The sequence below is a fragment of the Actinocrispum wychmicini genome (assembly GCF_004345645.1).
Taxonomy (GTDB): Bacteria; Actinomycetota; Actinomycetes; order Mycobacteriales; family Pseudonocardiaceae; genus Kibdelosporangium; species Kibdelosporangium wychmicini.
Map to the genome: position 1 here is coordinate 278,914 of NZ_SLWS01000001.1, position 22,716 is coordinate 301,629.

Consider the following 22,716-nt stretch of genomic DNA (forward strand, 5'->3'; position numbering starts at 1 on the left):
AGGCTATGCCACCCGCCCTTGCGCCACGCGGATCACCATGTCCGCTTCGACCGCTTCCTCGGGCCGGTGCGTGACGTGGATCAGCGTCCGGCCCCGCAACGACTCGGCCAGGCCCGCCAGCACGGTCCTGGCCGTGCCGACGTCCAGGTGCGCGGTGGGTTCGTCCAGCACGACCAGGTCCGAGTGCGGGACGGCGACGAGGGCCCTGGCCAGGGCCAGCCGGTCGGCCTCGCCGCCGGAGACCGGGCCGACCCGCTCGCCCAGCCGGCTCCGCCACCGCCCCAGTCCGGCCCTGGTCAACGCGTCGGCGAGTTGTTCGTCACAGGCGTGCGGGTCGCCCAGCCGGAGGTTCTCCCGGATGGTCGTGGAGACGAGCTGCGGCTCCTGTGGGCACCACGCCACGCGTTCGGGGACCTGGGCCACGCCGCGTTCGGCCGGCAGGAACCCCAGCAGCAGCGCCAGCAACGTGGACTTGCCGGCCCCCGACGGCCCCAGGACGGCCACGTGCGCCCCGGCCGGGATGTCCAGCGTGACGTCCCGCAGGCTCGGCTCGACCGCGCCGGGCCAGCGGACGTCCACGTTCTTCAGGCTGATGCCGACGCCGCGGTTGGGCTGCCCATGTGGTTCGAGCGTCTCGTCGAGCAGGGTCCCCAGTCGTGTGTACGCCGTATACAAGGCGGCTCTGTGCTGCGTGGCTGGCGGGAGCATGGCGAGAACCTCGACCAGCGCCAACGGCACGAGAGCGAGCACGGGGTTCCCGCTCGCCGCGCCCACCACTGCGGCCGCACCAGTGACGAGCGTGATCAACGCCGTCGCGGCGCCCGCCCCGAACGCCTGTCGCCGGGCCCGCGCGGTCAACTCCGCGTCCTGGGCTTCGATGTCCGCACGCCACTGCCTGTCGGCGCCGAACACGATGAGTTCCGGCGCAGCCTCCAGCAGAGCGAGGATCGTCGCCGCGATCTGCCGTCGGTTCTCCGCGAGCGCCAGCGTCGCCCGGTGTTCCAACGTCCGCGCGAGCCACGGCGCCCCGATTCCGCCGAGCAGCACCGCGACCGCGAGAGCAAGCCCGGCAACGGGTGAGATCACGGCCTGAATCGTCACCGCGATACCGCAGACGACCGCCGCGACCAGCGGCGGAACGAGGACACGCGGGGTGAGGTCCCGGACCGTGTCCACGTCGTCGACCAGCTTCCGCAGCCCCTCACCGCGGGCCATGCCGGCGGTCCTGGCGGGCCCGAGGGCGACCAGCCGGTCCCACAGCCGCACCCGCAGGTCGATGGCCGCCCGGAAGGCCGCGTCGTGCGTGACGAGTCGTTCGGCGTATCGCAGGCCGGCCCTGGCCAGGCCGAACGTGCGCACACCCACGATCGCCACGGACAACGTGAGGATCGGCGGCTGTTCCGCGGCTTTCGCGATCAGCCACGCCGAGGTCGCCGTCAACGCCACGCCGCTGGCCAGCGCGAACGCCCCGAGCAGCGCGCCGAACACCATCCGCCGGGTCAGCCGCGGCTTGGCCGTCGTCCCGCTTGAGTCCATAGTGGACGTTGCCACGGCGACCGGTTCGGGCGCCTCCTGGGTCACGGCCGTCTTCCGGTGGGTGGCAAGCAGAACAGCCACACCGTCGTCGCGAACCTGGTGGATCGCCGCCATCACCCGGCCGGCGGTGGCACTGTCGAGCTGGGCCGTCGGCTCGTCCAACAGCAGCACGCGCGCGCCCCGCCGGACCCGCAGCAACGCTCGGGCGATGGCGACCCGCTGCCGCTCCCCCGTGGACAGTTCGATGACGCGTCGTTCCAGCAGATGGCCCGCGACAGCCAGGTCAGCGACCTCGCGCAGTTCTGGGACTGTCGGCGGCACGTTCCGGTCGCTCACCGCCAGTCGCAGCTCGTCCGCCACGGTCTCGCAGGCGAACGCGGGTCGCTGCGGGACCCACGCCACGATCCGCCGCCACGCCTCGTCGTCGGCACAGCCGTCGATCTCGATCGACCCGGCGTCCGGCCGCACGAACCCGAGCAGCGCGGCGATCGTGGTCGACTTCCCCGACCCGCTGGCGCTATCCAGCCGCACCAGCTCACCGGGACGCAGCTCGAACGAGATCCCGTCCGGCGCGAACCCCGCCCGCCGAGCCACCCGCAGTTCCTTGACCCGCACGGACACCTGCTCGCCCGGCTGATATCGCGAGTCGACAGGCCGCCGAGGCCCGAGGAGGCCGTGCACTCGGCGAACGGCCTCAAGGCCGTCCTCGCTCGCGTGGTGCGCGGCTCCGGCGGCGCGCAACGGGAAGTAGCACTCCGGCGCGAGAATGAGGACGAACAGCCCGACCGACAACGTCAACTCGCCGGAGACCAGCCGGACACCGATGATCACCGCGATCACGGCCACCGACAGCGTCGCCACCAACTCCAGCACCAGCGCGGAGGCGAATGCCGCCCGCAGGGTCGACAACGTCGTCCTGCGGTGCTGGTCGGACACCCGGCGAACCGCGGCGGCTTGCGCGGAAGCGCGCCGGAACGCCGTCAGCACAGGCAAAGCACGGATCAGTTCAAGCATGTGCGCGGACAGCCGTGCGGACGCGTCCGCCGCCTCGGCCACTCGGGTCTTGGTCCACAGCCCGATCAGGATCGCGAACACCGGCACCAGCGGCAGGGTCACCGCGACCACGACCGCCGACGGCCAGTCCGCGAACAACACCGCCGCGCCGACCGAAACGGGCACGACAGCCGCGTTCACCAGAGCCGGCAGGTAGCTCGTGAAGTACCCGTCGAGCGCGTCCAACCCCTTGGTGGCCAAGACCGTCAGCGACGCCGGCCCCTGCTCGGTGATCCACTCCGGGCCACAGTCCATGGCAGTGGACACGACCGACGCCCGAAGTTCCTCCTTGGCTCCGGCCGCCGCCCGAGCCGCCACGACCTGGGTCGCCCACCCCAACAGCGCCCGCGCGACGACCGCCACCGCGAGCACCCACAACATCCCGTGGCCGGTCAGCGCCGACGACAACGACCAAGCCTGCGCCACCAGCGCCATCGCTGTCAGGAACGACAGCAGGACACAGGTGGCCAACGCTCGGCGCGCACCGGATGGCAGCGCGCCGAGCGGGCCGCTCCCTGGCCGGTTCAGGGCGGGTGTTCCCCGGCTGGGAGAGCTCATGGGACGTGCACTCGCGGGATGTGCTCGGTGGCGATCCGCTTGCGGAACACCCAGTACGTCCAGCCCTGGTAGACCAGGACCGCGGGCGCGCCGAGCCCGCCGATCCACGTCATGACCTTCAACGTGTACGGGTTCGACGCCGTGCCGGCGATCGTCAACGAGTACGCCGGATCCACAGTGGACGGAAGGACGTCCGGGTACAGCGCGCCGAACAACGTCACCACCGCCCCGACGATGGTCACGCCCATCAACGCGAACGCCTGCCCCTCATGGCCGGCCGCGAGCCGGACCAACGCGGAAACCGCCGCTACCACCGCCACCGCCAGCGCGATCCACGTCCAACCAGAGCCAACGCGCAGTTGGACGACGAGCAGTAGCGCGAGCAACGGCAACAGCGCGACCGGCCCCGCTTTCAACCCCACCAGCCGGGCCCGCCGCCTGATCTCCCCCGACGTCTTCAACGCGATGAACACGGCGCCGTGCACGACCGAGTACCCGACGATCGCCAACGCCCCCACCGCCGTCTCCCACCCCAGGCCGGCGAACGGACCGCCGACCCGGTGCCCGGCCGCGTCGATCGGCAGGCCCAACACGTTCCACGACAACAGCAGGCCGACACCGAGCGCGGGCAGCAGCGACCCGGCGACGATCACCCGGTCCCAGTTCCGCCGCCACCGCGCGGAATCCACCTTCCCGCGGTACTCGAACGCCACACCCCGCCCGATCAGCCCGACGAGCACCGCCAGCAACGGCAGGAAAGCCGAACTGAGCAGGGTCGCGTACCACCCGGGGAAGGCCGCGAAAGTGGCGCCGACCGCCACGATCAGCCAGACCTCGTTGCCGTCCCAGACCGGTCCGATCGTGTTGACCATGACCCGGCGTTCGGTGTCGTCCCGGCCGAGCACCGGCAGCAGCATGCCGACGCCGAAGTCGAAGCCCTCGAGGAACAGGTACCCGAGCCAGAAGAAGGCGATGATGAGAAACCAGACGAGTGCGAGATCCATTGGGCCACCTCCCTAGTACGCGAACGCCAGTTCGTCCTGGCCGGCCGTTTTCTCTCCTGCCGGCAGCACACCCGCTATGCCCGCGCGGGCGTATCTCCTGAGCAGGAAGAACTCCAGCACCGCCAGCACGCCGTAGACGGTGGTCAACGTGATCAGCGAGGTCAGGATCTCGCCGGTGGTCAGCCCGGAGACGCCCTGCGCGGTGAACATCCACACCCCGTCCACCCCGGTCGGGTTCGGCACCACCACGAACGGCTGCCGGCCCTGCTCGGTGAAGATCCACCCGGCGCTGTTGGCCAGGAATGGCAGGGCGATCCCGGCCAGGGCCGCCCACCGGAACCACCGGCCCGACGGCATTCGTCCCTTCCTGGTCAGCCACAAGGCCAGCGCGGACGCGGCGGCGGCGAGCGCGCCGAGGCCGATCATCAGCCGGAACCCCCAGTAGGTGACGGGCAGGTTGGGCACGTAGTCGATCGGCTTGCCGGACAGCTCGCCCAACTGCGGGTCGACCGGGTAGTTCTCGCCGTACTTCGCCCGGTACTCGCCGACCAGGTCGTTGATGCCCTTGACCTCGCTGGAGAAGTCGTTGTGCGCCAGGAACGACAGCAACGTGGGCAACGTGAACGACTTGACGTTCTCGCAGTCCGGCCGTTGCACGTCGCCGTAGGCGAAGATGGAGAACCCGGCCGGCTGTTCGCTGTGGCACAACGCCTCGGCCGCGGCCATCTTCATCGGCTGCTGCTGGAACATGAGCTTGCCCTGCATGTCGCCGGTGATCGCGAGCGCGGCGAACGCGACCATGCTCACCCAGCCGCCCACTTTCAGCGACGCCCGCCACACCTCCCGGTCGGCCTTCCGCTTGGTCAGGTGCCAGATCGCGATGCCGACGAGGAACGCGCCGGCGACCGCGAAGCACCCGGCGACGGTGTGCGGGATCGCGGCCAGCGCGGTGTTGTTGGTCAGCAGCGCCCAGATCGACGTCAGCTGCGGCTTGCCGTCCACAAGCGACACCCCGACCGGGTGCTGCATCCACGAGTTGGCCGCCAGGATGAAGTACGCCGAGGCGATCGTGGCCAGCGAGAACGCCCAGGCGCACGCCAGGTGCACCTTCTTGGGCAACCGGTCCCAGCCGAAGATCCACAGGCCGAGGAACGTCGACTCGACGAAGAACGCGACCAGGCCCTCCATCGCCAGCGGCGCGCCGAACGCGTCCCCGACGAACTTCGAGTAAGCGCTCCAGGACATCCCGAACTGGAACTCCTGGACGATCCCGGTGACCACGCCCATCGCGAAGTTGACCATCATCAACTTGCCCCAGAACTTGGTCATCGCGAAGTACTTCTGATGCCCGGTGCGAACCCACGCCGTCTGCATCGCCGCGACCAGCACCGCCAGTCCGATGGTCAACGGCACCATCAGGAAGTGATAGACGGTGGTGATCCCGAACTGCCAACGGGCCAGGTCAAGAACGTCCACATGACACATGCTGCGGCATGCGCGGGGACCGCGCCTGGTACGCGAGTCCCCACTTGCCGGGACCTAGGTCCCGCTGACGGCTAACGCAGGGCGTCGGCCACTTCGGCGGCGGTCCGGACCACCTGCGGCCCGACCACCTCGGCGTGCAGGCGTTCGAAGGTCACCACGCCGACGCTGGCCCGTAGCCCGGCCACACCGAGCACGGGCGCCGCGATTCCGAAGGCGCCGGCCTGGAGTTCGCCGGCGGTGGTGACCCACTCCGGACCGTCGCAGGACAGGAGAATCGCCTTTCCAGCCGCGCCTTTGCGCAAAGAATGACGGGTTCCAACCCGATATGCGACATGATATGCGGTCCACGAGGGTTCGACGACGGCCACGGCCTGAGCCTCGTCGCCGTCCGCGACCGTCAGGTGCGAGGTCGCGCCGATGGACTCGGCCAGCTCCCGCAACGCCGGCAACGCGGCGTGCCGCAACTGCGGGAGCACCCGCGCGGACAGCCGCAGCAGTCCTAGGCCCAGCCGGACCCGGGACCCTTCCCTGCGGACAAGTCCGCGGGCCTGCAACGGCACCAGTAACCGGTAGACCGCGGCGCGGCTCGCGCCGATCGCGGCCGCCAGGTCGCTGATGGTCGGCGCCTCCGACTCCGAGTCGGCGACGGCCTGCAACAAGGACAACCCGCGGTCAAGTGTCAGCGAGCTCTCCTTGTTGCCGTGCGCAGTCGTCACGGCAGGGCCGGGTGAACCGTGCCGACCACCTCGGCGACGCCGACCACGGAACCGTTCGGGCCGGGCGCGGTCGCGGTGATCCGGACGGTGTCGTCGTCCTCGAGGAACGTCCGCTGTTGACCGTCGGCCAACGCGATCTTGTCCCGGCCGCCCCAGCTCATCTCCAGGAAGCAGCCGAGCTGGTCGCGTTCCGGTCCGGAGACCGTCCCGGACGCGAACAGGTCGCCGGGACGGACCGTGGCGCCGTTGACCGTCATGTGCGCCAACTGCTGGGCGAACGAGTAGTACATCTCGGCGAACCGCGGCCGGGACACGATCGAGCCGTTCCAGTCGATCTCCAGCAGCAGGTCCAGGCCCCACGGCTGGTCCTCGGCCAGGTAGTCCAGCACCGGGTGCGCGGGCGGGCGCACGCGCGCGGCGGCCAACGCCTCCAACGGCGTGATCCAGGCCGAGACCGAGGTGGCGAAGGACTTGCCGAGGAACGGGCCGAGCGGCTGCGACTCCCACCCCTGGATGTCACGGGCCGACCAGTCGTTCACCAGGACCACGCCGAAAACGTGGTCCGCGGCGGCGGACGTGGACACCCGCGCGGTGACCGGACCGCCGCACACGAACCCGATCTCGGCCTCGATGTCCAGCTTCGTCGACGGCCCGAAGACAGGCCCGGTCGAGCCGCGTCGCTGCCCGTTCGGCCGGACGACCGGCGTCCCGGAGACCACGACCGTGCCGGCGCGACCGTGGTATCCGACAGGCAGATGCGTCCAGTTCGGCAGCAGCGGCTCGTCGTTCGGCCGGAAGATCCGGCCGGCGTTCTCCGCGTGGTGTTTCGAGGAGTAGAAGTCCACGTAGTCGGCAACGGTGAACGGCAGCATGGCCCCGGCCAGCGGCACCAGCGTGGCGCCGTTCGGCGCGGCCGGGCCGTTCACCAGCTCCACCAGCCGGGCACGCAGCTCCGTCCACACGGAACGGCCGGCGGCCAGCAGCGGGTCGAGCGAGGTGGCCGAGACCACGTCGGCGAGGCCGCCGAACGAGGCCGCGATCGGCCGCAGCGGCAGCGCCTGGTCGCCCACCCGGACCGCGACCTGGCCGTCGATCACGCCGTACGGCAGCGTCTGCGGGCCGAACGGCTGATCGTCACGGAACCCCGCGTCCTCGATCCACGTCACAGCAACCCCAGTTCTTCCAGGTCGGCGATGGGCTCGGCCAACGAGCACGAGCCGTAGGACGCGAACACGCCGCGAACGGCGTGCGACGCGGCCTCGTTGAGCTGCCCGGCCTCCTTGGCGAGGCCGTCGGCGTCCGTGCTGCCGAGGGCCTCACGGACGTCCCCGCCGGCCAGCGAGCGCGCGGTGGCGACGAGCAGGTTCACGAACCCGTGGTGGGTGAACCCGGTCTCGTCGTCCGTGTGCCGGACGGCGTTGTGCAGGCCGGCCGTGGCCTTGAAGGACGTGCCGCCGCCGGCCACCACCGCGAGAAAGTCCGCGATCTCGTCCACGCTCGGGAACGCCTGCTGGGACAGCCCGCCGCAGCGCAGCTTCGGCCAGCTGCCGTGCTCGGCCACCTTGTGGATGCTGTCCAGCCAGTCCTTGCCGCCGCGGCGGGGCTCGATCACCCGGATCACGTCCTCGGGTACGAACTCGGAGACCCGCTCGAGCCACTGGTCGTCCACATCGGACGGGGCGGGCATCTCGACCATCCGCAGGGCGAGCAGCTCGGTCCGGGACTCGATGATCGACAACGCCTTGGGAACGCCGCCAAGGCCGGTGTCGATCACCAGCGACAGGGCGACCGGTTTGACCGGCTTGGCCTTGATCAGTTCGGTGATCAACTCGGGCAGGCGGGACGCGGGACACAGGAAGAGGCCCATCACCCCGGCCCGGTTGCCTGTGCGCGCGGCCAGGTGCGCGGCGATCGCGTCCGGCATGGGCGCGTTGCCGGGAGGGAACAGGGCTGCGTCGTCCACAAGCCTCGCGAGCAGGGGCGGAACACCTCGAGGGCCGGGCGGCGGGAGTTCGACTGCGCTTGACACGGCTGACACGCTAGTAGCGTACCCGGAACCGAACAAAGATGTCCGCCTATCGGACACAATCCGATCCAGGAGCGAGCATGCCGTACTACCGTCAGGTGGGTGAGATCCCACGCAAACGGCACACCCAGTTCCGCGCGCCCGACGGGAGCCTGTACGCCGAGGAACTAATGGGTGTGGAGGGGTTCTCCAGCGACTCGGCCCTGCTGTACCACCGCCACCTGCCGACCGCGATCGTCGACGCCGTCGACGTCACCGTACCCAGGGACACCGCCCCGAACCTGCCGCTGAAACCCCGCCACTTCCGCACCCAGGACCTCAAGTGGGAAGCCCCGGCCGACGTCGACGCGGTCACCGGCAGGCGCCTGCTGTTCGGCAACGCGGACGTCAGGATCTGCTTCGTCGAAGCGACCCAGCCGTCGCCCCTCTACCGCAACGCGGCGGGCGACGAGCTGCTGTACGTGCAAACTGGCACGGCCGTCATTGAAACGATTTACGGCAGCATGGCGGTCGGCGACGGCGACTATGTCGTCCTCCCGACATCGTGTACATATCGCGTGGTCCCAGGAGACGACCTGCGGCTGCTCGTGCTGGAAGCCAGCGGCCACATCGGCCCGCCCAAGCGCTACCTGTCGACCAAGGGCCAGTTCCTGGAGCACTCCCCGTACTGCGAGCGTGACCTGCGCGGACCGGTCGAACCGCTGCTGGTCGACGACACCGATGTGGAAGTGTTCGTCCGGCACCGCGCCGGTGTCACCAAGTTCACGTACGCCAACCACCCGTTCGACGTGGTCGGCTGGGACGGCGCGCTGTACCCGTGGGCCTTCAACATCCGCGACTTCGAACCGATCACCGGCCGGGTGCACCAGCCGCCGCCGGTGCACCAGACGTTCGAAGGCCCCAACTTCGTGGTCTGCTCCTTCTGCCCGCGCAAGGTCGACTACCACCCGCTCGCCGTGCCCGTGCCGTACAACCACGCGAACGTCGACTCGGACGAGCTGATGTTCTACGTCGGCGGGAACTACGAGGCCAGGAAGGGCTCCGGCATCGGCCTCGGCTCGCTGTCGCTGCACCCGTCCGGCGTGACCCACGGCCCCCAGCCGGGCGCCGTCGAAGGCGCCCTCGGCGTGGACTACTTCGACGAGACCGCGGTGATGGTGGACACGTTCCGGCCGTTGGAGCTCGGCGAGGCGGCGGACGCGTGTGAAGACCCGCGCTACGCCTGGAGCTGGGCGAAGCGCGGGCCGGACTGGAGCTGACGTCACATCGGGTGTTCCATCCAGACGTTCGGCTCGACGTAGACGCCGTAGTCACGGTCGACCGACGCGACCACGGGCGCGATGCCGCCCGGGAAGTGGTTGTCGCCGTCGACGAGCTTGACGCCGGTCCAGTCGTGCCAGTCGGCGAGCGACCCGGAGAGGGTGACCGCGAACGGGCAGATCTTGATCATCTTGGCACCGAGCCGCTCGTGCGTGCGCATCCACCGGTCGGCGAAGAGGCCGTCCGGGCGCCTGCGGTTGGCGTACTCGCTCATCAGGGCGTTCGGCTCGTCCTCCTTGCCGATCGGCCGCACCGAGACCAGCAGCTTGGCCAACCCGGTCTCGGCGGCACGGGCCTTGAGCGCCGCCAACATCGGCGCGGACAGCCCCTTGCCCCGGTGTCTTGGGTCGATCACGACCTCCAACGCGCACAACGCGTTGGGCTCACGACCGTCCATTTTGTCCTGCGCGGCCCACTGGATCGCCTCGTCCCACCCATGGTCGGGCAGCTCGGCCCGATCGTGGGCGGGAAAAGCGAGCGGCACCGACAAAGCGCGGGCGATGGGCACCTCGTCCTCGACGGCGATCAGGAAGTACCGCGCCCACAGCCGCTGGAACCGCTCCAACGTGATGATCTTGCCGCTCGAGCCCTGGTAGATGAACTGGCCACCGACGTCGCCGAGGTCCAACGCGGCCTCGGCCAGGTCAGGACGGGTCGCAAGGTCAACAATGTGCATAACAACAGCTAACCGAAAGGGCGCCTGTCCGGAAAGCCGCCGACTGGCGCTAGTAAGCCGTGTGGGTACCCCACGAGTCGCGTTCCTCGTGCGGCCATCAGGGTGTCCACATAACCTGAGGACCTTACCGTCGACACCTTCCTGGGGGCTGGTGTGTTCGAGATCGTTCCGGGCTACGGCCTGGATGTCTCGCCCAAGCTCGTGCTGGGCAACCTGTGTGTATGCGTCGGGACCTACGCCGATCCCGAGGCGCACGAGAAGCACTTCCTGCAGACCGTGGGCAGCGGCAACTGGTACTTCTCCGAGGACGACGAGTTCCGGTTCGACCCGGTGACCGGCGTCCTGCGCAGCGTCCGGCTGCACATCCCGGAACGGAACGCCACCCACCACGTACCTCCCGACCTGCCGGCCGAGCCCGGGTCGATCCGGTTGACCAGGCTCGTCCCGTTCAGCATGGAGCCGGCCGCGCTTCGGTGGTTCGCCGACGGCCGGCTCACCTGTCTGTACACAGTGGACACTCCGGACCGGCGGGTTCGGGTCGCGCCGGACTTCGACCTGTTCTTCAGCGCGGGCGAGTTGTCCGGGTGGTCGCTCGCGCGGACCGGGGAGCCCGAGTTCGCCGGACTGCTCGCCGACTACTTCGCGTTGGTCACCGAGTCGACCATCGAACGCCTTGAGCACGAGGACCAAGGCGTTCTCCGCGAGCTCCAGGAACTCGCCGAACGGGTCGGGACCAGCGACGACGCCCGCACCGACCTGCACGGCCGAATCAGCTACATGGTCGACTTTTTCAGCGGCTGACCTGGGGATCTCAAAACTGTCGGTGGTCGGTTCTAGAGTGACCACGACAGATAGGGGGTCGCCAAGTTGAGTGTGGACATGGACGTCGACACCGTGCTCGCGCTGGCGCCGGACAAACAGGTCGCGACGGCCGCGGCCCGGTTGGCGGCGCCCGGCAACTGGCGCGGGCTCGGGCACGACGAGCACGCGGTGTGGGGGCAGTGCCGGGGCAGCGGCAAGAACCCGTACCAGGTCTGCGTCGACTTGGACGACCGTGCCACCAAGTGTTCCTGCCCGTCGCGCAAGTTCCCGTGCAAGCACGCGATCGCCGTCCAGGTCCTGCATGCGCGTGCGGGGGTCGGCGCGGGCGAGCCCCCGGCGTGGGTCAGCGAATGGCAGCACCGGCGGGACGTTCGCCGGGTGCCCAAGGAGCTCGACGAGTCGCCCGAGGCGGTCGAACGCCGCTTGGCCCAGCGGGCCAGGACCAGCGAGGCCCGAGACCTGGCCGTCCAGGGCGGTGTCGTCGGTCTGCGGGAATGGCTCTCGGACGTGGCCAGGCGCGGCATCGCCGAACTGCCCGGCCGGGACCGGGCCTGGTGGGAGTCGATCATCCGGCGGATGGTCGACGCACAGGCCCCCGGCCTGGCAGGCGCCCTCGAAGACTTGGCCGCCGTGGTCTTCCTTGGCGGCGCGCACTGGGCCGAGCGGGCCGCCGACCGCCTGGGCGGCCTGCACCTGCTGGCCACGCTCGCGGCCAAGCCGCCGCCCGAACTGGCCGACGTGATCCGGATGCGGCTCGGCTTCACCACCCCCGAGCAGGAGGTGAAGGCCAAGCCGGGCTGGGTGGACGAATGGGTGGTGCTGCTGCGCAAGGACGAGGACAACGGCCAGGTCCGGACCACGCGCCAGTGGGTGTGGGGCCGGGCCAGAGGCGAATGGGTCGTGGTGTTCCGGCACGCCGCCGGCAACGCACCCGCCGGCCCCGCCCTGCCAGTCGGCGAGTTCACCGGCGAACTGCACCCCTACCCGGGTGGCGCGCCCCGCCGGGTGGCCGTCGGGGAACGCGAACCCTCCAGGGCGGCCGGCCCGATCGACCTGTCGCCGACCTGGACCACCGCCCTCGCCGGCCTGGAGCCACAGCTCCGCCAGGACCCCTGGCAACGACTGCACCCCCTGACATGCCAACGAGTTCGCCTCGCCGCCGGCCTGCTGATCGACGCCGAGGGCCGCGCCCTCCCAGTGGCCGACACAGTCGCCACCGACCGCGCCCTCGCCATCCACGGCGGCGCCCACTTCGACGCGATCGGCCTGTGGGACGGCTGGGACATCAGGATCGGCGCCGCGGCCCACCCCGGCGCCGCCCCAGAGGTGATCGCATGACCCCCAACGCCCCACCCACCCAACACCCCAAAGACACCCCAACCCCCAACCATCCCCACACCACCAGCCGCCCCCTCGCAAGCCTCCACCCATCCCCCGCCACATCGGTCGTCGATCACCTCACCGACGCTCACCCCCACGGCGCCGCCGAGGCCTCCGGTCATCCCCACACTGCCTTCCGGGCTACCCTGGCTACCCCGGCCACCGAGCATCACCACGCGAGCCCTCACACCGCTACCCCAAACCTCAATCACCCCAACACCGCCACCCCGCGCCCCAACCGTCCCCGCACCACCCCATACACCGCCAGCCGGCCCCTCGGTCACCTCCTGGCCAGCCCGCGCACCACCACCCCAGCCGCCGACCATCCCCTCACCGACCCTCCCTTCCGCACCACCCCGCGGCTCCGTCGGACCGGTCTCGAAGTCAGCACCGGCCTTTCCGGGGTGGTCGCGTGAGTTGGGCGCAGGCGACGCAGAAGTTGGTTGTTGGCGCGTCGGAGACTGATGCGGTTCTTGCCGAGTGTGCCGCGTTTGGGTTGGCTCGTCGTGGTGGGCGGGTCGCGGCGGCGGCGGAGGTTGAGCCGATCGCGCCCGCGCCGGCGGAGAGTCGGCCGGAGGCGAGTGCGCGGGTGGGCGGCATTCTGACGCAGGTCATGGCTTCCGAGGACAACGAGATGCTTCGGGAGTGCTGTCTTGCCCTCGATCGGGCTGGGTTGGTTGTGCCGTACCGTCAACTGCCGGATTTGTTGGCGGCCGCGACGGCTCGGTCGGTGCTTCGGGACGCGGTTGGTGGGGCGTTGGGTACGCGCGGGCGGTGGCTGGCCGAACGCCGAGCCGCGTGGGCGTGGGCGGCTGGGGTCACCTATGAGAACGAACTGGTTGACATCGAGGAGGCGCTCGACCTGTCACCGGCTCAACGGAAGGCCAGGCTGGCCACGGCCCGCCGCCAGGATCCTGACCGCTACCGCCGGTATCTCGTGGAGAACTGGGCTGAGCTGCGCCGGGTGGAGGACCGCAAGCTCCTGGTCGCCGCCCTCGCCGACGGCCTGGACCCGTTGGACGAGCCGGTCCTGGAACAGGCCTTGGACGACCGGTCCACGAACGTTCGCGAAGAAGCCGTCGTGCTGTTGCGGCGCGTCCCAGGCTCGGCCATGTCGCAGCGGGCCGAGCAGCGGCTGCGTGCCGGACTGGTGCTCCGGCTGGTGATCGACCTGAACCCGGAGGGACCGTACGAGCTCGAACCCACCCGCGAAGAGTTGCGGGACTCCCCGGTTCGGCGGACCGGGTCGGCGCGTCTGAAAGCCGACGCGTCCAGTGTGTCGCCGGACTTCTGGCTGGCCGAGTACGGCCCGAAGGCGCCACGCCTGCTGCGGGCCAGCCCGTGGGGTTCGGCCCTGCTGCAAGGTGTGGCGACGAACCTGACGATGGCCGCGGACCCGTTGCCGTGGTTGACCGAGTTGTCGGCGGCGATCAGCGCGCCCGCGTTGCTGGACGCGTTGGACGAGTTGCCGGCCGAGACGCTCGGCAAGGTTCTGCTCAAGCTCGCGGGCACCTGGAACCACGACGAACTGGACCATTTCTGCACGTTGTTGCCTTCGCCGTGGCATCCCGACGTCACCCGGGTCGTCCTTGAGCGGTTCGCCGAACTGGCCGACCGGGGCTGGCGGGTCGGGCGGCCGCCCGAGATCCTGCTGCGTCGCGGTGATCTACGCGTGCTCAGTGACCACTGGGAAAGGATCGCGACCCGCTGGCCCGTGCATGGCGCGGAAGAACTTGTCCTGCGGTTGCGAACCGAACTTCATGAAGAGATCGAACGGAGAGAAAACCCGTGACGGCAACGAACGTGCTGCGCCCGAATGCGGAAACGCAGTACGCGGACGAACTGGCCGCGCTCGCCGCGAACGACGACAAGCCGCGCCCGCCGCAGTGGCGGATGTCGCCGCAGGCGGTCGTGCGTTACGTCCTCGGCGGAACGCTCACTGACGGCACCGTGATCACGCCGAAGTACGTGGGTGACCGCCGGTTGGTGGAGGTCGCGGTCGGCACGCTGGTGACGGACCGGGCGCTGCTGCTTGTCGGCGTCCCCGGCACTGCGAAGTCGTGGTTGTCGGAGCATCTCGCGGCCGCGATCAGCGGCGACTCGACGTTGATCGTGCAGGGCACGGCCGGCACGAGCGAGGAATCCGTCCGGTACGGCTGGAACTACGCGCGTCTCATCGCCGAAGGGCCGAGCGAGGCCGCGCTCGTCCCGAGCCCGATCATGCGTGCGATGCAGACCGGCGCGGTCGCCCGCATCGAGGAGCTGACCCGGATGCCGGCCGAGGTGCAGGACTCGCTGATCACGATCCTGTCCGAGAAGGCGCTTCCGGTCGCGGAGCTGAACCTCCAGATCCAGGCCATCGCCGGGTTCACGGTGATCGGGACCGCGAACGACCGGGACCGGGGCGTCAACCAGATGTCCTCGGCGCTCGCCCGCCGGTTCAACACCGTCGTCCTGCCGCCACCGTCCACTGAGGACGCCGAGGTGGCGATCGTCAGCCAGCGCGCCGCGCAGCTCGGCCGGGCACTGGCCCTGCCGTCCGAGCCGCCCGCGCTCGAAGAGGTCCGCCGGGTCGTGCGGATCTTCCGGGAACTGCGCGGCGGCAGCACGGCCGACGGGCGCACCCAGGTGAAGAAGCCCAGCGGCAGCCTCTCCACGGCCGAGGCGATCTCGGTGGTCACCAGCGGCATGGCGTTGGCCGCGCATTTCGGCGACGGAAAGCTCGGCGCCGACGAACTGGCCGCCGGCCTGCTCGGCGCGGTGATCAAGGACCGGGTGTCGGACACCGTGGCCTGGCAGGAGTACCTGGAAGCCGTGGTCAAGGAACGCAAGGAATGGCGCGACCTCTACCGGGCCTGCCGGGAGCTGGACCCGGCCTGATGAAACCCCTCGACGACCGGGTGACCCTGCTGGGCATCCGGCATCACGGCCCGGGGTCGGCACGGATGGTCCGGGCCGCGCTGGACGTCGTGCGGCCGCGGCTCGTCCTCGTGGAGGGCCCGCCGGACGCCGACGCCCTGGTGCCACACGTCCTCGAACTGACCCCGCCCGTCGCGTTGCTGCTGCACGACGCGGCGGAACCGGCCGATGCCGCGTTCTGGCCGTTCGCCCGGTTCTCCCCCGAGTGGCAGGCGCTTGACTGGGGTGCGAAGCACCACGTCGACGTGCGGTTCGCGGACATGCCGGCCGGGATCTCCATGTTCTACGAGCACGCCGACGCACACACCGACCGGGTGGTCGTGGACCCGCTCGGGGTGCTGGCCGAAGCCGCCGGGTTCGACGACCCGGAGCGCTGGTGGGAGGACGTGGTCGAGCACTCCAGCGCGGAGCCCGTGCAACTCGCCCACGCGGTCGCCGAAGCGATGACGGCGTTGCGCGAGGAGTACGCGGACACGGTCGACGAGCGGACTCTGCAGCGGGAAGCGTTCATGCGGCAGACCATCCGGAAGGCGTTGACCGAGGTCGACGGTCCGATCGTGGTGGTGTGCGGCGCGTGGCACGTGCCGGCCCTGCGCGAGTTCCCGCCCGCGAAGGCGGACACGGATCTGGTGAAAGGCCTGAAGAAACGCAAGATCGCGGGCAGTTGGGTGCCGTGGAGCCACGGCCGGCTCGCCGCGACCTCGGGCTACGGCGCGGGCGTCGCCTCCCCGGGCTGGTACGCCCACCTGTGGCAGCACACCGTGGACACAGTGCCTCGGTGGATGGCCAAGACCGCGCACATCCTGCGGGAGGAGGGCCTGCCCGCGTCGACTGCGAGCGCAGTGGAAGCCGTGCGGCTGGCGGACACGCTGGCCGCGCTGCGCGGGCGCCCGTCGCCGGGGTTGGCCGAGGTCAGCGAGGCCACACTCGCGGTGCTCTGCGGCGGTGACGATGTCGGGCTGCGGATCGTGCACGAGCAACTCGTCGTCGGCGAGGAGCTGGGTGTGGTCGGCGCGGGGGTGCCGCGTTCGCCGCTCGCGACAGACCTGGAACGGCTGCAACGCAAACTGCGGCTGCCGGCGACGGCGACCGAGAAGGCCTACCGCCTGGACCTGCGGCGAGACATCGACCGAGGGCGTTCCCAGGTGTTGCGCCGGCTGCAGGTGTTGGACGTGCAGTGGGGCGAGCCGGACGAGACGACCACGCTGGGCACGTTCGCCGAAGCCTGGCGCGTCCGGTGGGATCCGGGGCTGTCCGTGGCCATCGCCGCGGCGGCCAGGCACGGCGCGACCGTCCAGGACGCGGCCGAACACGTCCTGTTGGCGAAGGCCAAGGCGGCGGACACGGTCGCCAAGGCCGCGGAAGTCTTACGTGAGGCGGTGTCCAGCGAGCTCACCGGCGCGGTGACCGCCGGCCGCGCCGCTCTCGACCGATGCGCCGCGGCCGCGACCGACGCTTTGGAGCTGCTCGACGCGTTGCCAGCGTTGGCAAGCACGGTTCGGTACGGCTCTGTTCGCGGCACCGACCCGGAGCTGCTGCGGACCGCCATGCACGGTTTGTTGGCCCGTGGCTCGGCCGGCCTCCCGTTCGCGTGCCGCAACATCGACGACGAGACCGCCGAAACCGCACTGTCCGTTGTGGACAAAGCACATGAGGCGGTGTCGTTGGCCGCGGACGACGAGCACACCGCGAGCTGGTGGGACGCCCTGCACCGGCTGGCGACGATCGACCCGCCCGCGCACGGCCTGCCCACCGGGCGGGCCAGCCGGTTGCTGTGGGAGGCCGACCGTCTCGACGGCGACGCGGTCGCGATCCGGATGCAACGAGCAGTGTCCACGGCCGGTGCCGGGACCGCGTTCGTCGCGGGTTTCCTGCGTGGTTCGGCCGTCCGGCTGGCCGCGGACACCCGCCTGCTGGGTCTGGTCGACGAATGGCTGTCCGGCCTGCCCGGGGCGGCGTTCGAGGACGCGTTGCCGTTGCTGCGCCGCGCGATCTCGGAGTTCACCGCGCCGGAACGGCGGACGCTGGCCGAGCGGGTGCTGGCCGGCGGCGGCCCGACCGACCTGATCGTCGACGACGGCGATCCGGACCGAACCATCAGGCTCGTCGACTTCGTGCGGGACCTGTACGAGGGGGCGAAAGCGTGACGGACGATCGAACCCGCAGGTGGCGTCTGCTCCTCGGCCCGGACGCCGGCAAACTGGGCGACCTGAGCGACGACGACGCCAAACGCGACGCCGCCCTCACGGCGTTGTACGGCGGTGACGGCGGCGGTATCGGTAGCAGCGGCGGCGGGAAGCGCAGCGGTGGTCTGGGCAGCAGCTCACCGAAACTGCACCGCTGGCTCGGCGACGTGCGCACGTACTTTCCCACCTCGGTCGTGCAGATCATGCAACGCGACGCCGTTGAACGCCTCGGGCTGACGAAGTTGTTGCTGGAGCCGGAGTTGCTGTCGTCGGTCGAACCGGACGTGCACCTGGTCGGCACGTTGGTGTCGTTGTCCCGGGCGATCCCGCAACGCACCAGGGAGACCGCGCGGGCGGTCGTGCGGAAGGTCGTCGAGGAGATCGAACGCAAGCTGGCGGATCGGCTGATCGCCGCGGTCAACGGCGCCGTGGACCGCTCGCGCCGGACTCGCCGGCCCCGGATGTCCGATGTGGACTGGCCGACCACGATCCGGTCGAACCTCAAGCACTACCAGCCCGACCAGCGGACGCTGGTGGTGGAGACCCTGATCGGAGCGCACCGCCGCAGCCGCAGGGCCGCCTTGCGGGATGTGATCCTCCTGGTGGACCAGTCCGGTTCGATGGCCGAGTCGGTCGTCTACTCGGCGGTGTTCGGCGCCACCCTCGCCTCGCTGCAAGCCGTACAGACGCGGCTGGTCGTGTTCGACACCGAGGTCGTCGACCTGACCGAAACCCTGGACGACCCGGTCGACCTGCTGTTCTCCACCCAACTGGGCGGTGGCACGGACATCAACCGAGCCGTCGCGTACGCCCAACAGCACATCTCCCGCCCCGCGGACACCGTGCTGGTGCTGATCAGCGACCTGTACGAAGGTGGTGTCGCCGCCGAACTCCAGCGCCGGGTCCGCGAGCTCGTCGCCAGTGGCGTGACAGTCGTCGTCCTGCTCGCATTGTCCGACAGCGGAACCCCCGCCTACGACCACGAACTGGCCGCCCGGCTCTCGGCGCTCGGCGCGCCGTCGTTCGCGTGCACCCCCGACGCGTTCCCTGATCTGCTGGCGGTGGCGTTGCGCCGGGAGGACGTCGGCGCCTGGGCCGAACAGGAAGGAATGGCCGTCGGCCGTTAGTCCAGGGCGATCTTGATGCCGAGGCCGACCAGGATCGTGCCGGTGACGGTGTCCAGAACGCGCCGCACCCGCGCGGAGGTGAAGAACGTGCGCAAGGCTCCGACGATGTTCGCCAGGACCGTGAACCACACCGCGCTCACCGCGACGGCGAGCGCGGACAGAATCAGGGTGTCGTCCCAACGAGGGCTGTCGGAGAGGAACTGAGGCATCAGCGCGACAAAGAAGACCGCGCATTTCGGGTTGAGCAGGTTCGTGAGCAGGCCTTGGCGGTAACCGGCCCATGGGCTGACCTTCGTGGCACGGACGTCGCCCCGGACGGTCTCCCGTCGCCGCCAGGCCGACAGCAGGGCTTTGGCCCCGAGGTACGCGAGGTAGACCGCCCCGACCAACTTGACGACGGTGAAGGCGACTGCCGAGGCGGCGAGCAGGCTGGCGACCCCGAACGCGGCGACGACGGCCCACACGAACACCCCGGACGCGATCCCCAGGCCGGTCGCCACGCCGGCGCGCCGCCCCGAAATGGCGGCATGCCTGGTGACGATGATGAAGTCGGGTCCTGGCGCCATCGCGGCCAGCTGGACAACGCCGACAAAGGCAAGCATGTGAACTCCGGTGACCATGGCCCACCGTAGGCACATCGGGCACTCGGCCGCACCCGGATTATCCGCCGCCCGGACGGATAATAGATCCGATGCCTTCATGGATGTGAACGTTTTCTCCTCTTGACCACTCGGCTACCGTCGAATAGACATCGGAGGTATTGCCTGACACGGGTAGGTGGCAGAGTGGCCGACCTCAACCGACGAACCGTCCTGTCCGGGGCTCTGGCCGGCATCGCCGGCGCGGCCTTGCCTGGGCAGGCACACGCCGTGACCGACGCGCACCAGCAGCTGGACTGGCCTGGGTTCCTGGCCGGGTCGGACATGATCTGGCGGCGAATGCCGAAGACGTGGTTCGAGGGGCCGTTCCTGGGTAACGGGTTTCTCGGGTCGGGCATCTACGCGGAGCCCGGCCGCAACGCGATCCGGTTCAACGTGCAGCACAGCCAGGTGCAGGACCACCGGCCGGCGTTCGGCTCGCTGTTCGGCCTGGCCAGGCTGCCCATCGGGTACTTCACCCTGGAACCGGTCGGCACCATCACCGCGGTCGACTGGCGGCTGGACCTGTGGAACGCCGAGCTCAGCGGCACCCTCACCACGTCCGCGGGGAGCCTGCGGCTGCGGGCCATCGTCCACAGTGTCCGCCAGGTGCTCGCCGTGGAGATCACGCCGACCGCGGGCGAACGGAACTTCAAGTGGGTGTTCCATCCCGCCACGGCGGTGAGCCCTCGGGCCGACCCGGTCTTCGGCAAGCCGCCGCCCGAAGGCTACGCCGCGAACCCGCCGGCCGAGCTGCACACCAGCGGCGACACGACGCTGTCCGTACAGTCCCTGCTGGCCGGCGGCGAACACGTCACCGCCTGGCGGGAAACCGAACGCGGCGGTACGCGCACGCTGTACGTTTCCGTTGCCTGGTCCCATCCTGACCGCACCGCCGCCGCGCGGGCGATGCGGGAGGTCCGGCTGGTCGGCCCGCTGTGGTCGCTTGCCCAGGACCACCGAAGTTGGTGGCACGACTACTACCAGCGCAGTTTTCTGTCCATTCCGGACCGAAAGCTCCAGTCGTTCTACTGGATCCAGCTGTACAAGGTCGCGTCCGCGGCCCGCAAGGACGCTCCCGTGATGGCGACCAGCGGTCCGTGGCTTGAGCCGACACCGTGGCCGGCGACGTGGTGGAACCTCAACGTCCAACTCGAGTACTGGCTCATTCACGGCGCCAACCACCTGGAGCTGGACGCGGTCACCCGGGCGATCAGCGAGTTCCGGGACAACCTGAACGCCCAGATCGCGCCGGAGTTCCGCGACGGCTGCTACGGCATTCCGCGCACCACGGACATGACCCTGCTCAACGGCACCGGGACCGGCACTGCCGGGTTCCCGGTCGGCGTCCCGGGCCGGGACACCCCGACACCCGAGGTCGGCGACCTGACGTGGGCGCTGCACAACGTCTGGCTGTCCTACCGGCACACCATGGACGACCGCATCCTGCGCGACGTCCTGTTCCCGCTGCTGCGCGGCGCGATCAACTACTACCTCAAGTTCCTCACCCCCGGCTCGGACGGCAAGCTGCACCTGCCGTTCACGTTCTCCCCGGAGTACGGCGTCAACAGTCCGGACACCACGTACGACCTGGCGTTGATCCGCTGGGGCTGTCGGACCCTGCTGCGGACCGCGCCGGACGACGACCTGGCCAAGCAGTGGCGGAACGTCCTGGACACGCTCGTGCCGTACCAGGTGGACGAGAACGGCTACATGATCGGCGCGGGAGTGCCGTTCGCGAAGTCCCACCGGCACTACTCGCACATGCTGCAGATCTACCCGCTGTACGAGGTCACCTGGGAGCAGCCGGAGAACCAGGCGCTGATCCAGAGGTCGCTGGAGCACTGGATCAGTTTCGAAGGCGCGCTGCAGGGGTACAGCTTCACCGGCGCGGCCTCGATCTCGGCGCAGATGCTGCGGGGCGACAAGGCGGCGTTCTACCTGACCGAGTTGCTGCGCCGGTTCATCCAGCCGAACACGATGTACAAGGAGTCCGGTCCGGTCATCGAAACCCCGTTGTCGGCCGCGCAGTCGCTGCACGACATGGTGTGCCAGAGCTGGGGCGGCGTGATCCGGCTGTTCCCGGCGGCGCCGTGGCCGGACTTGGCGGTCCAGGACTTCCGCACGCAGGGCGCGTTCCTGCTCAGCGCGGCCAGGCAGGGCGGGCAGAATCGGTGGATGCGAGTGGTCAGCGAAGCCGGGGCGCCGTGCGTGCTGCGGCCGGGCATCACCGGGGACCTGGCCGTGACCGACCGGTCGGGCCGGGATCTGCGCTGGCGGGAGGTGGCTGTGGGCACGATCGAGGTCGATCTGCGGCGCGGCGAGGAGGCCCGGGTCCATCGCCGCGGTGACCAGCCGGACTTCGTGGTCCAGCCGGTGCCGGGGACTGCCGCCACGCCGTGGGGGCTCCCATAAGGGTGAGCCCACTTCCCAATCATGCCATCTCCAAGTTAGGCTGCCCTAACTTGGAGGTGAGCAGTGACCGCGACGCCGACACCCGCTGAGCGCGCCCGCACGATCGCCGCCCGTGGCGGCCGAGCGACCCTGCTGCCATCGGCGGAGGGGCTGCCCGGGAAGGTCACCCCGCTCACCCACCACGTGCACGCGGACGGCAGCGCGAGCGTCCTCATCACGCAGAGCCATCCTCTCGTGGCGGCGGCCTGGTCGGCGCCACGCGGCGAGGTCACGTCCATGCTCGAACTGGCCGACACCGCGCCTGTGCCGTTGCGCGAGCCGGTCCGCGGCCTGCTCTGGCTGACCGGCTGGGTCCGTGCCCTCTCCGACGACGAAGCCCGGCAGGCCGCGATGATCGTGGCCGAGGAACGCCCCGACCCGCGACTGCTCGACGTCGGCCACGGCGCCACGATGCTGAAGGTCGTGCCGGCGTCGCTGGTCCTCGCCGACGCCGAGGGCACGAAGTCGTTGACACTGCAGGAGTTCACGGCCGCGACACCGGATCCGTTCTGCGCGTACGAGGCGGACTGGCTGCGCCACCTGGAACTCGCGCACACCGACGTGGTCGGCATGCTCGGCAGGCACCTGCCGAGCGAACTGCGCGGCGGCCACATCCGGCCACTCGGCCTTGACCGGTTCGGCCTGCGGCTTCGCGTCGAGGCCAGCGACGCGGACCACGACGTGCGGCTCGCGTTCGAGCAGCCGGTGTCCACCACCGCCGAACTGGCCACCGAGCTGCGCCGGCTGGTCGGCTGCCCGTTCCTCGCCGAAACGCGCAAACAACGCTGACCTGACCAACAGCACTGAACCTTCTCT

General features: G+C 70.1%; 17 protein-coding genes. 9 read left to right on the top strand and 8 right to left on the bottom strand.

The genetic code is table 11. The features are described 5' to 3' along the window. Nucleotides 1–3: 3 nt before the first annotated feature. From cydD to EV192_RS01465, 6 genes are all read right to left on the bottom strand, one after another. Nucleotides 4–3,147, bottom strand: a complete 3,144-nt coding sequence (cydD, locus tag EV192_RS01440) for a thiol reductant ABC exporter subunit CydD (RefSeq protein ID WP_132110319.1) — start codon at nt 3,145–3,147, stop codon at nt 4–6. Then, nucleotides 3,144–4,151: a cytochrome d ubiquinol oxidase subunit II gene (gene cydB / locus EV192_RS01445; RefSeq protein WP_132110321.1), complete on the bottom strand. Its 1,008-nt coding sequence runs from the start codon at nt 4,149–4,151 to the stop codon at nt 3,144–3,146. Before cydB ends, cydD begins: the two co-directional genes overlap by 4 nt. Nucleotides 4,152–4,163: 12 nt before the next feature. Then, nucleotides 4,164–5,627: a cytochrome ubiquinol oxidase subunit I gene (locus EV192_RS01450; protein ID WP_132110323.1), complete on the bottom strand. Its 1,464-nt coding sequence runs from the start codon at nt 5,625–5,627 to the stop codon at nt 4,164–4,166. An 80-nt stretch (nt 5,628–5,707) separates the two neighbouring features. Continuing rightward, nucleotides 5,708–6,352, bottom strand: coding sequence for a helix-turn-helix domain-containing protein (locus tag EV192_RS01455; RefSeq protein ID WP_132110325.1), 645 nt, complete (start codon nt 6,350–6,352; stop codon nt 5,708–5,710). Further along, on the bottom strand, nt 6,349–7,518 hold the full coding sequence (locus EV192_RS01460) for a fumarylacetoacetate hydrolase family protein (protein ID WP_132110327.1): 1,170 nt from the start codon (nt 7,516–7,518) through the stop codon (nt 6,349–6,351). Before EV192_RS01460 ends, EV192_RS01455 begins: the two co-directional genes overlap by 4 nt. Continuing rightward, complete coding sequence (locus tag EV192_RS01465) at nt 7,515–8,381, bottom strand: hypothetical protein (RefSeq protein WP_279492634.1); 867 nt, start codon at nt 8,379–8,381, stop codon at nt 7,515–7,517. Before EV192_RS01465 ends, EV192_RS01460 begins: the two co-directional genes overlap by 4 nt. Before the next feature lie 77 nt (nt 8,382–8,458). On the opposite strand from EV192_RS01465, the gene EV192_RS01470 reads away from it, so the two are divergent. Further along, nucleotides 8,459–9,637 (top strand): homogentisate 1,2-dioxygenase, encoded by a 1,179-nt coding sequence (locus EV192_RS01470; RefSeq protein ID WP_132110329.1) that lies wholly within the window; start codon nt 8,459–8,461, stop codon nt 9,635–9,637. Between the two features lie 2 nt (nt 9,638–9,639). Here the strand turns inward: EV192_RS01470 and EV192_RS01475 are convergent, their stop codons facing one another. Further along, nucleotides 9,640–10,374 carry an N-acetyltransferase gene (locus EV192_RS01475; RefSeq protein ID WP_132110332.1) on the bottom strand — a complete coding sequence of 245 codons (735 nt, stop codon included), beginning with the start codon at nt 10,372–10,374 and terminating at the stop codon, nt 9,640–9,642. Nucleotides 10,375–10,527: 153 nt separating this feature from the next. On the opposite strand from EV192_RS01475, the gene EV192_RS01480 reads away from it, so the two are divergent. The 6 genes from EV192_RS01480 (at nt 10,528) to EV192_RS01500 (ending at nt 18,808) form a co-directional block, all read left to right on the top strand. Beyond that, nucleotides 10,528–11,175: an immunoglobulin domain-containing protein gene (locus tag EV192_RS01480; RefSeq protein WP_132110334.1), complete on the top strand. Its 648-nt coding sequence runs from the start codon at nt 10,528–10,530 to the stop codon at nt 11,173–11,175. Nucleotides 11,176–11,253: 78 nt separating this feature from the next. Further along, nucleotides 11,254–12,534, top strand: coding sequence for an SWIM zinc finger family protein (locus EV192_RS01485; protein ID WP_132110336.1), 1,281 nt, complete (start codon nt 11,254–11,256; stop codon nt 12,532–12,534). A 454-nt stretch (nt 12,535–12,988) separates the two neighbouring features. Beyond that, nucleotides 12,989–14,368 carry a DUF5691 domain-containing protein gene (locus tag EV192_RS01490; protein WP_481728356.1) on the top strand — a complete coding sequence of 460 codons (1,380 nt, stop codon included), beginning with the start codon at nt 12,989–12,991 and terminating at the stop codon, nt 14,366–14,368. Further along, nucleotides 14,365–15,456: an ATP-binding protein gene (locus tag EV192_RS01495; RefSeq protein WP_132110340.1), complete on the top strand. Its 1,092-nt coding sequence runs from the start codon at nt 14,365–14,367 to the stop codon at nt 15,454–15,456. The genes EV192_RS01490 and EV192_RS01495 overlap by 4 nt, the downstream gene beginning before the upstream one ends. Beyond that, entirely contained in the window at nt 15,456–17,642 is a 2,187-nt protein-coding gene (locus tag EV192_RS55450) for a DUF5682 family protein (RefSeq protein ID WP_243726564.1), read from the top strand. The genes EV192_RS01495 and EV192_RS55450 overlap by 1 nt, the downstream gene beginning before the upstream one ends. Continuing rightward, a complete protein-coding gene (locus EV192_RS01500) occupies nt 17,639–18,808 on the top strand; it encodes a VWA domain-containing protein (protein ID WP_243726565.1) in 1,170 nt (389 codons plus the stop codon). Before EV192_RS55450 ends, EV192_RS01500 begins: the two co-directional genes overlap by 4 nt. Here the strand turns inward: EV192_RS01500 and EV192_RS01505 are convergent. After that, the gene (locus EV192_RS01505; protein ID WP_243726566.1) at nt 18,805–19,410 is read right to left on the bottom strand and encodes a LysE family translocator; all 606 of its coding nucleotides are present in this window, start codon (nt 19,408–19,410) and stop codon (nt 18,805–18,807) included. The genes EV192_RS01500 and EV192_RS01505 overlap by 4 nt on opposite strands. A 183-nt stretch (nt 19,411–19,593) precedes the next feature. Here EV192_RS01505 and EV192_RS01510 point away from each other — a divergent pair, with 183 nt between their 5' ends. Both EV192_RS01510 and EV192_RS01515 read left to right on the top strand, forming a co-directional pair. Then, complete coding sequence (locus EV192_RS01510) at nt 19,594–21,861, top strand: glycosyl hydrolase family 95 catalytic domain-containing protein (RefSeq protein WP_132110346.1); 2,268 nt, start codon at nt 19,594–19,596, stop codon at nt 21,859–21,861. Nucleotides 21,862–21,924: 63 nt separating this feature from the next. Next, a complete protein-coding gene (locus EV192_RS01515) occupies nt 21,925–22,689 on the top strand; it encodes a DUF2470 domain-containing protein (protein WP_132110348.1) in 765 nt (254 codons plus the stop codon). The last annotated feature ends 27 nt before the right edge of the window (nt 22,690–22,716 follow it).